At 68.6% G+C, this 14,101-nt stretch carries 3 protein-coding genes; all 3 read right to left on the bottom strand.

What is annotated here, in order from left to right; genetic code table 11:
• Positions 1–45: 45 nt before the first annotated feature.
• From F1D05_RS31025 to F1D05_RS42310, 3 genes are read right to left on the bottom strand one after another with little or no spacing between them, the layout of a single operon-like run.
• Positions 46–9,174, bottom strand: a complete 9,129-nt coding sequence (locus tag F1D05_RS31025; protein WP_185443931.1) for a non-ribosomal peptide synthetase — start codon at positions 9,172–9,174, stop codon at positions 46–48.
• A gap of 3 nt (positions 9,175–9,177) precedes the next feature.
• Positions 9,178–13,122: a non-ribosomal peptide synthetase gene (locus tag F1D05_RS31020; protein WP_206685903.1), complete on the bottom strand. Its 3,945-nt coding sequence runs from the start codon at positions 13,120–13,122 to the stop codon at positions 9,178–9,180.
• Positions 13,034–14,083, bottom strand: coding sequence for an AMP-binding protein (locus F1D05_RS42310; RefSeq protein ID WP_206685902.1), 1,050 nt, complete (start codon positions 14,081–14,083; stop codon positions 13,034–13,036). Before F1D05_RS42310 ends, F1D05_RS31020 begins: the two co-directional genes overlap by 89 nt.
• Between the last annotated feature and the right edge of the window lie 18 nt (positions 14,084–14,101).

Below are 14,101 nucleotides of genomic sequence, written 5' to 3'. Positions count from 1 at the left end.
CCCTTTGTCTTTATGCATTTCAATACTCCCTAGGGGCCGTGCCGATTAGGAAGAGGCGAGCCGGCTGGCCAGCCCCTGGGCGAGGTTCTTGCCGGCGGTGCCGTTGGCCAGCAGGACGAAGCCGTGGCCGGGACCGGTGCGGCAGATGGTGCCGCCGTAGTACCCGCGCGGTTCGCCGCCGTGGCCGAACTGCACGTCGTCGCCGTTCAGTTCCGCGGTAGCGCCGAGACCGAACGAGCCGTCCCCGGACGGGGTCAGCATCTGCCGCGCGATCGCCTGCGAGAGCAGCGCCCGCGGCCGGCCGAGGTAGGACCGGCGGATCTCCAGAGTCAGCGTGGCGATGTCACCGGCCGTGGTCCAAAGACCGCCCGAGGCGGCATCCGCCCGCACCCGCCAGCCACCCTCGAGCGGCTCCCCTTCGGCAAGGTGGCCGAGGGCAACAGTCCGTCCGGAGACAACAGGGAACGACGGGTCGTAGCTCGATCCCGCCATCCCGAGCGGGTCCAGTACGAGCCGGCGCATGACCGTCTCGAAGGACTCTCCGGTGACGTCCTCGATCACCTGCTGCAGTACGACGAAGTTGGCACCGGCCTTGACGAACTTCTCCCCCGGCTGGTGCTCGCACCGGATCGGATCGTTCGTCGCAGGCGCCTTCCCGTTCAGTACGTCGAGCAGCGTCGGCGCCTCTTCAGAGGGAGCAACCCCGCCACCAGGCGACGCAGTGAATCCGGACCGGTGCCCGAGCAATTGCCGCAAGCTGACCCGCGGACGACCAGGCACCTCCCAGCTGGTCAGGTAGGTGTGAATGTCCTCGTCGAGATCCAGCACACCGTCGTCGACCAACTTGAGCGCACCGACCGAGGAGACCAGCTTGCTGACAGACGCCACCGTGAACAGCGTCTCCCCCGTCACCGCCTCGCCACCTTCGAACACCGTGCCGAACGCCCTGACCGCGACCAGTTCGCCGCCTTCCATCACCGCGACCGTCGCACCAGGCACCTTCAGCTCTTCCATTGCCTGAGGCAACATGTCGACACCGACGCCGTACCAACTGGCAGGCGCGGTGCCGCGCTCGGCGGCGATGGCGGCGTCGACGGCCAGTGCGAGGTGGTCGAGCCGGTCACTGTCGTAGTACATGAACAGGGACAGCGGCAGCCCCTTCGCTTTGGCCTTCGAGACCGTCTTCACCAGCAGCATCGAGTAGCCGCCCAGGTCGAAGAAGTGGTCGAACGCACCCACCCGCGGGATGTCGAGCAGCTTCGCCCAGATCTTCGCGAGGATCCGCTCCGTCTCCGTCCGCGGCGGCACGAACGCCGGACCTGCCTCAGCCTTCTCCACAGGTGCGGCCGTCAGCCCGGCACGGTCAGCGGTTGGCAGCAACTCGTAGGTGTCCCAGCGAGCATCAGGTGCTTCGACGATCGCCTCGAGCGCCTTCCGGTACATCGCGGCGAGCTTGTCGGCCGCCACCCGGTCGAGTGCGTGGGTGTTGGAGCGAACGGCCAGGTACCCCGGCCCGGTCGCCACCGACAGCGGGAACTCGGTCGTCCCACTGGCAACGCTCGCGTCCAGTCCTTCGATCCCGGTCCCAGCGGCCTTCGCCGCCACCGACGAGTAGTCCTGGTAGCTGAAGAACACGTCCAGCAGTCGCCGCTGCTTGCTCAGGTCCCGCTGGATGACAGGCATCGGGAAGAACCGGTACGGCCACAGGTCCGACTCGGCCGCAAAGGTCCGGGCAACCAGCTCCCGCCAACTTCCCGCCTCGCGGCGATGAGGCACCGGCAGCATGTTGAGGTGCATGCCGTAGACCCGCTCGGCACCTTCGATGGCCGGCCGGATGTGGCAGGTCAGGCCGCTGTGGAACTCGCGGCTGTCCGTCAGTGAGCTGAGCACTGCCAGGTGGGCAGCGAAGAAGACGCTCTTCAGCGACGTCTGCGCCTCCGACGCGACCGCGCGCAGCTTCTGCTCCAGGTCGGCGTACGAGACCTCGATCCGGTACGCCGTACGCTCGGCCGACGTGTCACCGGCCCAGCCCGCCGGGATGGAGAACTTCTGCAGCGCGGCCACCTTCGACCAGTACGCGCGGTCCTCGTCGGAGCGTAGCGCCTTGAGCTCGCCTGCGATCGCATCGGCGAACCGGACCGGCGGAGCCTCGTATGCCTCCTGTGAGACCCCGTCGCGGAAGCGCAGGTAGTAGTCGAGCAGCTCCATCACCAGGCCGTGGTGGCTCCAGCCCTCCAGGATCACGTGGTTCTGGGTGACGGTCGCCTCCCAGCTGTGCTCGTCGATCTTGTGCACAGCCAGCCGCAGCAGCGGCGGCGCTTCGTGCTGGAAGTGCGTCGCCTGCTCACGAGCCTTGAAGGATGCGATGGCTTCTGCCTGTGCGGCCGAGGAAAGACCGGTGAGGTCCTCCACGTGCAGCGGAAGCTCCGCCGTGGCGTGCACCAGTTGCATCGGGACGGAAAAGTTCTCCAGGTCGACGCCGGTCCGCAGTACTTCGTGACGCTCCAGCAGCAGAGCAGCCGCCTGCCGCAAAGCCTCGACAGACAAGGGCTTCTCGTCGGTCAGCCGCGTCGAGACAACGTTGTGGTAGTTCCGCGGCGTCTCGCTCGACAGCAGTTCGACCATCATCCCCGTCTGCGCCTCGGAGAGCGGGTACGCATCCACGACCCCCGCCGGCACCAGCGCCCGATCCGCCAAGTCGATCAGCGCGAACGGCTCGACCGCGGCCTCGGCCACGACAGCAGGCCGACCGGTGATCTTTTCAGCCAGGGCTGCCACAGTGCGCAGCTCGAAGACATCCCGTACGCCGGCGTCGAGCCCGGCGCGGCGAAGTCCACCGACGACGGAGACGGCGCTGATCGAGTCGCCACCGAGGTCGAAGAAGCTGTCGTACGCACCGACCCGGTCGATCCCGAGTGCCTTGCGCCAGACTGCCGCCACCTGCTGCTCAGCCGCGGTCCGCGGTGCCACGAACTCGGTCGTCTCGACCGTGAACGTAGGCGCCGGCAAGGCGGCCCGGTTGAGCTTCCCACTCGCGGTGAGCGGCAGCGAAGGCAACTGCACAAAGGCGGCAGGAACCATGTACTCCGGCACCCAGCCGGCCACGACGTCCCGCAACTCATCGAGATCCAAAGGACGCAGCTCCGCTAGTCCAGTGCGTGGCGAAGATGAGGGAAGGAAGGCGGGAGGCGGCGGCCCCGCCGGTACGACGTACGCGACCAGCTTCTTGTCGCCGGGCCGGTCCTCACGGGCGATCACCGTCGCATGCCCGACCGCCGGGTGCCGCAGGATCGTCGTCTCGACCTCGCCGAGCTCGATCCGGTAACCGTGGATCTTGACTTGGTCGTCCACCCGGGTCGGGCAGCTCAGCGTCCCGTCCGCGTTCCAGGCCGCGAGGTCACCCGAGCGGTACATCCGCTCCCCTGGCGCGCCCCACGGGCAGGCGACGAACTTGGCCGCCGACAGGTCCGGGCGGTTCAGGTAGCCACGAGCGACCTGCGGTCCGGCGATGTAGATCTCGCCTGTCACGCCGATCGGCGTGGGCTGCAGATTGGCGTCCAGCACGTAGATCCGGATATTCGGCATCGGCCGGCCGATGCCGACCGGGCCGTCGGCCAGCGGATCGCCCGGCGCGAAGGTGATCGCCGTACAGGCGACCGTGGTCTCGGTCGGGCCGTATTCGTTGGTCACGACACCTCTGGGGTTGGCCGCCCGCCAGGTCTGCACGACCTCACCGAGCAGGGGTTCTCCGCCGGTCATCAAATGCCAAGCGGGCGACCAGTCCTGGGACAGCTCGGCCAGCATCGGCAGGTGACTCGGGGTCACCTTGACGAAGGCCGGCTTGGCCATCGGCTCTTCCTCGGTCCCGTCCAGCACCCCGACGATCACGGTGCCACCGAGAATCAGCGGCCCCCAGAGGGCGTTGACCGTCAGGTCGAACGAAGCCGACGAGTGCAGCAGCGACGACTCGCCGAGTGCGGCGCAGTCCTGAGCCACCCAGGCCAGGTAGTTCGCGACCTGGCGGTGTTCGAGGACGGCACCCTTCGGCTTGCCCGTCGAGCCGGACGTGTAGATCACGTAGATCGCGTTCTCCCGCCGCAGCGGCTGCAGCCGGTCCGCATTCGTGACGGGCTCACCCGACTGATCGGCGTACGACGCTGCGTCGGTCAGCAGCACCGGTACGTCGCCGACGGGCAGCCGGTCGAGCAAGTTGTCGGCCGTGAGCAGCAGGAGCGGCGTCGAGTCGGCGAGGACGTACTCCACCCGATCGGCCGGGTTCTCCGGGTCGATCGGCACGTAGACGCCACCGGCCTTGATCACCGCGAGCAGCGCGACGATCAGCTCAGGCGACCGCGGCAGCGCCACGGCGACCCGCGACTCCGGGCCGACGCCACGAGTGATCAGCAACCGGGCCAGCTTGTTCGCCTGCTCGTCCAGTTCGGCATACGTCAGCTCGAGCCGGGGCGCGAGCAGCGCGGTCTTGTGCGGGTTCTGCAGCACCGACTGCTCGATCAGGTCGAGCAGGATCGGCGGCTCCGGGTCGCCGTCCGGCCCCTCGGCAAACTCCTTCAACACCTGGGCAGCCTCACCGGCCGGCAGGTGACCGAGACGCGCGTCGCCATCGGGATCGGCGGCCATCGCTTCGAGCACCGACCGGTAGATGCCGGCCAGCCGCTCGGCGTTCTCCCGGCTGATGACGCGGGAGTCGGCGGTCAGGATGATGTAGCCGCCACGGGACGAGACCGTCAGCGGGACCTCGGTGATGCTCTCGTTCTGCAGGCTGGTCCGGCGCGAGGCGACGACAGGCATGTCGTCCATCGACTCGTAGGTCTCACCGGCGTACGGGTCGACCAGGTTGTCGTCGAGCTGACGGAAGTCCTGGTAGTTGAAGAACACGTTGATCAGCCGCTGGCCGGCGTCGCGCTGGATCTGCGGCATCGGGTAGCGGCGGTGCGGCCAGAGCTCCAGCTCACGCGCGAAGGTCTGCTCGACCAGCTCGAGCCAGGTCCGGGCGCCACGCTCGACCGGGAACGGCAACGTGTTCAGGTACATCCCGTGCACGCGGTCGGCGCCGGCGGCCTCGGGCCGGGCGTCGCAGACCAGTCCGGTAGTGAAGCTGGTCTCGGCGCTCAGCAGGCTCATCACCTTGATGTGCGCGGCAAGCATCACGCTCTTGAGAGACGCGTCGGCCTTTGCGGCCAGCGCCCGGAGACCGTCCTCCAGATCCATGCTGCGCGCACCGGCGTACAGGACGTGGGCCTCTCCCTGCTCGCCCCAGCCCGCGGGCAACTCGACCGGGGTGTAGCCGGTGGCAACGTTCAGCCAGTAGGCCTTGTCCTCTTCGGAGGCGACGGCGGCGAGTTCGCCGGCGATGAAGTCGGCGTACCGGACCTTCGGCGTCTCGACCGGCTCCAGTTCGACGCCGTCGCGGATCGCGCGGTAGGTGGTCACGAGCTCCATCAGCAGCGAGTGGTAGCTCCACCCCTCGGAAACCGCGTGGCACTCGGTGCTGGTCAGCCACCAGCCGTCGGTCTCCGCCGTCGTGTGCACGTGGAAGCGCAGCAGGGCGGGCGATGTGAGGTCGAAGGGGTTGGAGCGCTCCGCGGCACGGAACGCCCGCAGCGCTTCGTCCCGCTGCTCGGCCGTCACGGCACCGAGGTCGGTGATCCCGATCGGCATCGCGGCGGTGGCGTGAATCAGCTGCAGCGGTCGTGAGTAGGTGCCTAGATCGATCGACGTGCGCAGGTTCGCGTGTCGTTCGACCAGTACGTCGGCCGCTCGCTGCAGCGCGGCGGGCGCGAGTGGCTGATCGTCGAGGATCCGGTGCGAGGTCGTGTTGTGGTAGTGCGCCTCGTCTTCTCCAGCCAGCATCTCCGCCACCATGCCGGTCTGCGCTTGAGACAACGGATAGGCATCGGTCACCCCCTCCGGCAGCTGTTCGCGGTCGTCGGCCGGGATCAGCGCGAAGGGAGCGACGAACGTCTCCCCCTTCGCTGCCCGGCCGGTCAGCTTCTCCGCCAGCGCCGCGACGGTGCGGTACTCGAAGACGTCCCAGACCGCCACGTCCACGCCGGTCTCGCGCAGTGCGCCGACCACCGCGACCGCGCTGAGCGAGTCGCCGCCGAGCTCGAAGAAGCTGGTGTGGACATCGACCTCGGTCAGGCCGAGCACCTTGCCCCAGACCGCGGCCAACTGCTCCTCGGTCGTGGTCCGGGCAACGACCGTCTGCGCCGAGGTCTGCTCGGGAGCACCCGGAGCCGGCAGCGCGCGAAGGTCGGACTTTCCGTTCTCGGTCAGCGGGATCGCGTCCAGGACGACGAACGCCGACGGCACCATGTACTCCGGCAGCCACTCCTGCACGTGCCCACGCAACCCGGCCTGGTTCAGCTCCACACCGGCCGCCGGTACGACGTACGCGACCAGCCGCTTGTCGCCGGCCAGCCCGTCGCGAGCGATCACGATCGCCTGACTGATCCCGGTATGCCGCTGCAGCGTCGTCTCGATCTCGCCGAGCTCGATGCGGTAGCCGTGGATCTTGACCTGGTTGTCCACCCGGCTCGGGCAGGTCAGCGTGCCGTCGAGGTCCCAGGCCGCCAGGTCGCCGGTGCGGTACATCCGCTCACCGGGAGCACCCCACGGGCAAGCGACGAACTTCTCCGCGGTCAGATCGGGACGGTTCAGGTAGCCGCGAGCGACGCAGTCACCGGCGACGTAGACCTCGCCGACGACGCCGACCGGGGCCGGCCGCAGGAACGCGTCGAGCACGTAGATGCGCGAGTTCGGCATCGGCTTGCCGATCGCCAGTCCGCCCGCGGGCAGCTCGTCGTCCGGCTCGATCCGCAGCGCGGTACAGCCGACGGTCGTCTCGGTCGGCCCGTACTCGTTGATCACCGTGACGCCGGGGAACTTGGCCCGCCACGCGTCGACCGACTCGCCGGTCAGCGCCTCACCACCGGTCATCAGGTCGACCGTCGGGGAGAACCCGGCCGGCAGTTCGACCAGGAACGGCAGGTGGCTGGGGGTCACCTTGACGAACGTGGGTGCCACTGCAGGGGCGGGCGCGCTGCCGTCCAGGGAGCCGATGACAACGTGCCCGCCGAGCACCAGCGGGCCCCACAATGCGTTCACCGTCAGGTCGAACGAGACCGACGAGTGAAGCAGCGAGGAGCCGGCCAGACCGTCGTACTCGCGGGCGCACCAGGCGAGGTAGCCCGACAGCTGCCGGTTCTCGATCACTACGCCTTTCGGCCGCCCGGTCGAGCCGGAGGTGTAGATCAGGTAAGCCGGGTTGTCGGGGCCGGCCGTGATGCCGAGATCCTCGGTGGAGAAGCCGGCGAAGCGGGCCTGGTAGTCGACGGCCACGGTCGGTACGGAAGTTGCCGGCAGCCCCGAAGTCGAAGCGCCCGAGACCAGGATCAGCTCCGGGTCGGAGTCCTCGAGGATGTAGCTGTTCCGGTCGGCCGGGTAGTCCGGATCGATCGGAACATAAGCGCCGCCGGCCTTGAGAACGGCGAGTACGGCAACGATCAGGTCGGCGGACCGCGGCATCGCGACAGCGACCCGCGACTCGGGTCCGACGCCCTCGTCGACCAGGAACCGGGCCAACCGGTTGGCGCGGCCGTTCAACTCGCCGTACGACAACCGGGACTCGCCGTCGACGACTGCGAGTTCGCCGGCAGCCTGGCGAGCCACCTGGAGGTACACCGGCTCGGTGATCTCCAGCTCGCCGCCACTGCTCGCGAAGCCGATGGTCAGCTGGTCGAACTCGTCTGCGCCGAACATCTCCAGTGCAGACAGCCGGGTCTGCGGTGCTTCGACCGAAGCGGCCAGCAGCCGGACGAAGTGACCGGCCATCCGCTGCACGGTCGACTGGTCGAACAGCGCGGTCGCATAGGTCAGTACGCCGTCCAGCGCACCGTCGGTCGTCTCGGTGAGCTTCAGGTTGAGGTCGAACTTCGCCACGGTGAAGTCGCTCTGAACCGGCTCGACCACCACCTCGCCCAGCGTGAACGCGTCGGGCTGCGCCTGCCGCACGATGAAGGCGACCTGGAACAGCGGCGGCCGGGACATGTCCCGCTCGGGCCGCAAGTCGTCCACCAGCTTGGCGAACGGCACGGTCTGATGGTCGTGGGCGTCGAGCACGCGAGCCCGCGTTTCCTTGACCAGCGCGTCAAAGGTCGGGTCGCCCGACCACTGGTTGCGGATCACCAGCGTGTTGATGCCGTAGCCGATCATCTGCTGCAGCTCGGGCCGGGTGCGGCCGGAAACAACGGTGCCGACGGCAACGTCCTGCTCGCCGGTGTAGCGAGACAACATCAGCTGGTACGCCGTCAGCATGACCACGAACGGCGTGGTGTCGTGCTTCCTGGCCAGCTCGCGCACCTTCCCGGCCAGGCCGTCCGGCAGGGCGAAGGGAAGGTCGGCACCGGCCTTGCTCCGGACCGCCGGACGCGGCCGGTCCGAAGGCAGGTCCACCGGTCGGATACCGGCCAGCTGCTCACGCCACCAGCCGATCTCCTTGGTCAGATCCTGTGACCGCTGCCAGGAGGCGAAGTCGGCGTACTGCAGCGGCAGCTCGTCGAGAGACGGCGTGATGCCGGCTGCGTGAGCGCCGTACAGCTCGCTCAACTCGGCCGACAGCTGCTCGGTCGACCAGGCGTCACCGGCGATGTGGTGCAACACCACGACCAGCAGGTGATCGTCGGTTGCCGCACGCAACAGAGTCGCGCGGGCCGGCCACTCCCGTTCGAGGTCGAAGCCCGCCGAGGTCTCCAGCGTGACCAGATCGGTCAGCCTGGCCTCGCGTTCGGCGGCCGGTACATCACTGACGTCCACCAGGCCGAGTTCGCTCCCGCCGGTAACGTCGACGACCTGGACCGGCTCGCCATCGCGCAGTTCGTACCGGGTGCGGAGAATCTCGTGCCTGGCCAGCAGCTCCGACCATGCCCGGCGCAGGGCGTCCAGGTCGAGCGGCCCACGCATCCGTAGGGCCGCCGGCAGCAGGTACTCCGAGCTGTCGGTGTCGAGCCGGTTCAGGAACCACATCTGCTGCTGGCCGAAGGACAACGGCAGTGGCTTGTCCCGGTCCGCACGGGCGATCGTGGACCGGTTGCCTCCCCGCGCGCCGGCCAGCCGGCGGCGGAGCAGTTCTTCGCGGGCGTCAGCGGTGCTCATCGCCTAGTTCTCCTCAACGGTGGATGCGAGTGCTACTTCGGTGTCGGTAAGTGCCTCGATCTCGGCCCGGATCCGGTCCTCGACGGCTGCTGCCAACTCGGCGACCGTCGGGCCCTCGAAGACGGCCCGGACCGGCAGGTCGATCTCGAACGCGTTCTGGAGCTTCGCGATCAGCCGGATCGCCAGGATCGAGTTGCCGCCGCTACGGAAGAAGTTCTCCCGGATGCCGACCTCGCGGTCGAGCAGTTCGGCCCAGATCTCGGCGATCCGCTCCTCGACGACGGTGCCCGGCAGTTCCAGCTCGCCGGCCGCAGTGTTCTCCGGGACCGGCAGTGCGGCGCGGTCGACCTTGCCGTTGGCGTTCAGCGGCAGCTTGTCGAGCACCACGAACGCGGCCGGGACCAGGTAGTCCGGGAGCGACTTGGTCGCGTGCGCGGCCAGGTCTTCCTCGCCGGCCGTGCCCACGTAGTACGCGACGAGCCGCAGGTCGCCGGGCTTGTCCTCGCGGGCGATCACCAGGGCGTCGGTGACGCCGGCGTGACCGGCCAGGACGATCTGGATCTCCTCCGGCTCGATCCGATAGCCGCGGATCTTCACCTGGTGGTCGGTCCGGCCGAGGAACTCGACGTTCCCATCGGGCCGGCGCCGGACCACGTCACCGGTGCGGTAGAGACGACCGTACGGGCTCTTGACGAACCGCTCGGCGGTCAGCTCGGGGCGGTTGATGTAGCCGTTGGCGACGCCGGTGCCGCCGACGTACAGCTCCCCCACCACTCCGACCGGCACCAAGTGCTGGTTGGCGTCAAGGACGTACATCGCCATGTTCGGCAGCGGCAGCCCGATCGGCAGGACGTCGGACTTGTCGTCCGCCGGCACCGGGTAGATCGAAGTACCGACCGAGGCCTCGGTGGGTCCGTATTCGTTGATGACCCGGACGTCCGGCGCCAGTGCGCGCCAGGCCTCCAGCGCGCGGCGGGTGAACGGCTCCCCGGCTACTACCAGTACTTCGGCCAGTCCTTGTGCCTGCTCAGCGGTCAGCTGTGCGGACAGGATCTCCAGGTGCGACGGGGTCAGCTTCACGAAGCTGTACGGCGCGTGGTCGGCCATCGCCTTGCCAAGGTCGCCGAGGTCGAGGTCCGCCGGCATCATGTGCACGGTCTGTCCCGCCAGCAGCGGTGCCCAGAGGTTCGGCACGCCCAGGTCGAAGGCGACCGACGAGAACACCGGCGCTCCGCCCGTGCCCGCACCGGCCAGCTCCCGCGCCGCCCAGTCCAGGTGGTTCACCAGGCCGCGATGCGGAACCTCGACGCCCTTCGGCTTGCCGGTCGAGCCGGACGTGTAGATCACGTATGCCGCCGCATCCAGGTCGGCCTCGACCTCAAGCGGCTCGCTCGATCGTGCGGCGATCAGGTCGGCATCCTGGTCGACCAGTAATACGTTGCTCCCGGCAACCTCGGCGTACCGGCTCTGGCTGATGGTGGTGTGGACGGCCGCATCCTCTTGCAGGTAAGCGATCCGGTCGTCCGGAGTCGACGGGTCGATCGGCAGGTACGCCGCACCCGCCTTCCATGCGCCCAGCATCGAGGCAAGCAACAGCGGACCACGATCGAGCAGGACGGCTACGACATCGCCCGGCTTGACTCCACGAGCTGCCAGGTGATGCGCTACCCGGTTGGCGTTCCTGTCCAGACACTTGTACGACTTTTCGCCGGTCTCACTCGAGACCGCGATCGCGTCCGGCGTTTCGGCAGCCTGTGCCTCGAACCGCTCTGCGGCGGTCAGAGCCGGTACCTCGATGGTCGTCTCGTTCCAACCGACGATCAGCTGGTGCCGGTCGGCCGCCGAGAGGAGATCCACCGCTCCGAGTGCCGTTGCCGGCGCCGCGGCGAAGCTTTCCAGCAACTGCAGGAAGGCCGCGGTGATCCGCTCGATGGTGCCGCGGTCGAACAGGGCCGTCGCGTATTCCATTGCTCCTAGCAATGAACCGTCGGCGAGCTTGCGCATGTTCAGCGTCAGGTCGGTCTTGGCCACCTGCAGGGCCGCCTCGATCGTGGCCAGGTCCGCCTCGTCGCCCTCGGCACCGGAGAAGCCTTCACCGTGGAAGTCGAAGGCGGCCTGGTAGAGCGGCGTACGGGACAGGTCGCGGTCCGGGGCCAGCTCGTCGACCAGCCGGTCGAAGGGCAGACCCGAGTGGGCGAATGCGTCCTCGCAGGAGGCCCGGACCAGGTCGAGCGCCTCGTCGAACGACACGTCGGCGGTCAGCTTGCAGCGCAGTACGACGGTGTTCAGGAAGAAGCCGACCAGGTCCTCCAGCTGACCGAGGTCACGACCGGCGACCGGTGCGCCGACGGTCACGTCCCAGGTCCCGCTGAACCGGGCGAGCACTCCTGCGTACGCGGTCAGCAGGGTGCTGAACGGAGTACAGCCGTGCTTGCGGCCAAGCGCGTCGAGCGCGGTGGCCAGTTCGGCGGGGATCGTGAAGGTCACCATCGCGCCGTGCGGGTCGCGAGTCAGCGGCCGGGTGTGGTCGGTCGGCAGGTCGAGCGGGACGACCCCGTCGAGCGCGGTGCGCCAGTGGTCGAGCTCCTGGGCGACGACCTCTTCGGTCAGGGTCCGCTGCTGCCAGGCCGCGTAGTCGGCGTACTGGAACTCCAGCGGCTCGAGCGTCTTGCCTTCCAGCAGGGCAGCGAAGTCGCGAGCAAGGACAGAAGCTGACCAGCCGTCCGTGGCGATGTGGTGAATCGCGAGCGTGAGCAGGTGTTCGCGGCTCGAACGGGTCAGCAGCACCCGCAGTACAGGGCCGTTGACCAGGTCGAAGCCGGTGCTGAACTCCTCGGTCAGGATGGCGGCCAACTCGTCGACCTCGATGTCCAGCACGCGAAGCTCGACTGGCACCGGCGCGTCGATCACCTGCGTGGGTTCACCATCGACCACGTGATAGCGGGTACGCAGCGGCTCGTGCCGGGCGACCAATGCGTCGACGGCCTTCTGAACGGCGGCGAAGGGAGTGTCCGAGGGGACCCGGAGGAAGGTCGGGGCGACCCACTCGCTGCTACCCGTCTCCAGCTGCTCCATGAACCACAGGCGTCGCTGGCTCGCGGACAGCGGCAGGGCGCCGGTCCGCGGTACGGCGGTGAGCTGGGTGCCGTCGTCCATCACGACGGAGATGAGCTTCGCCTGGGCCTCGACGGTCGTTGCCCGAAGCAACCCGCGGAGCTGGATCTCGCCACCCGCGGTCGCGCGCAGCTGGTTGGCCAACCGGGTCAGGGTCAGCGAGGTGCCGCCCAATTCGAAGAAGCTGTCGTGGACGCTGATCTGCTCGACGCCGAGCAACTGCCGCCAGACGTCGGCGACCAACTGTTCCGCGGTCGTCCGCGGCGCGATGTACTCGCGGTCGTCGCGGCTGAACGGGTCAGGCAGGGCCTGCTTGTCCACCTTGCCGTTGGGCGTCAGGGGGAACTCGTCGACGGCAACGAACACGCTCGGTACGTGGGTCTCGGGAAGGCGGTCCAGCAGGTGGTTGCGTAGCCCGTCGGTGCTGACTGCCGTCACATAGGCGATCAGCTGAGTGCTGCCGTCCGCCTTGGCCTTCGCGGTGACTACTGCTCCCGCGACATTCGAGTGAGCCGTCAGCGCGGCCTCGATCTCGCCCGGCTCCAACCTGACTCCGTTGATCTTGACCTGGTCGTCGGTGCGGCCGACGTACTCGAGGTTGCCGTCCTCGCGCCAGCGGACCAGGTCGCCGGTCCGGTACAGCCGCCAGCCGTCCTTGCCGTACGGGTCCGGCACGAACCGCTCGGCAGTCAGGTCGGGCCGGTTCAGGTAGCCACGGGCCACGCCCACACCACCGGCGAACAGCTCACCGACGGCACCGACCGCTGCCGGCGAACCGGTGACCGGGTCGAGGACCAGCACGCGCATGCCCTTGATCGGCCGGCCGATCGGCACCGGCCCCCGTCTTCTGCTCCGCGTCGAAACGGAACGCCGTCACGTCGATCGAGCACTCGGTCGGTCCGTAGGTGTTCCACAGCTCGACATCGGTGCACTTCAGCAACCGCTGAGCCAGCTCGGCGTGCAGCGGTTCGCCCGCGCAGGACACGAGTCGCAGCGAACCGGTCGCATCCCAGCCGGACTCGTCCACCAGCAACCGCAGTACGGACGGGACGACCTGGAGCACGGTGATGCGCTGCCGGGTTACCGCCTCCAGCAAGGCCTTGGGGTCGCTCTCGGAGCCCGCGGGCGCCAGTACGACGGTGCCGCCACTGACGAGAGGTCCGAAGAACTCCCACACCATGGCGTCGAAGGTGATCCGGGTCTTCTGCAGGATCCGGTCGTTCTCGGTCAGCGCCTGCGCGTCGACGGCCCAGCGGACCCGGTTCGCGATCCCGGCATGGGTGACCGCGACGCCCTTGGGCTGACCGGTCGAACCGGACGTGTACATCACGTAGGCGAGCCCGTCCGGGTCCGGCGTCCGGGCCGGCTCGATCGGCCGGACGGCGATCGCGGTCACCAGCCGGGACGGCACGATCACTCGTGCGCCGGTGCTCTCGATCGCCTCGGTGAGCTGGTGCTCGGCGAGCACCAGCTCGGCGCCGGTGTCGCTCAGCAGCCACTGCAACCTCGCGGCCGGATACGACGGGTCGATGGTCACGAAGCCGGCCCCGGTCCGCCACACCGCGAGCAGTGCGACCACCAGGTCGATGCCGCGCTCCAGCGCGACACCGACCACGGTCTCCGGCCCGGCGCCTTCCTCCAGCAGGAGGTGGGCGAGCCGGCCGGCCCGCTGGTCCAGCTCGGCATAGCTGAGCTCACGATCACCGTCGACGACAGCCGTCGCGTTCGGCGAGCTCGCCGCCTGCTGGGCCACGAGGGCAGGGATCAAAGAGTTGTCGGTGGTCTGCACACTCATGGCAGTCGTCTCCTGGCG

The sequence above is a fragment of the Kribbella qitaiheensis genome, assembly GCF_014217565.1.
GTDB lineage: Bacteria > Actinomycetota > Actinomycetes > Propionibacteriales > Kribbellaceae > Kribbella > Kribbella qitaiheensis_A.
Note: the sequence above shows the minus strand (reverse complement) of the source record. Positions and strands in the feature narration are given on the sequence as shown.

Excerpts from the sequence above, each read along its gene's own strand:
- F1D05_RS31025 (WP_185443931.1), bottom strand. The coding sequence starts at position 9,174 with ATGAGCACCGCTGACGCCCGCGAAGAACTGCTCCGCCGCCGGCTGGCC.
- F1D05_RS42310 (WP_206685902.1), bottom strand. The coding sequence starts at position 14,083 with ATGAGTGTGCAGACCACCGACAACTCTTTGATCCCTGCCCTCGTGGCC.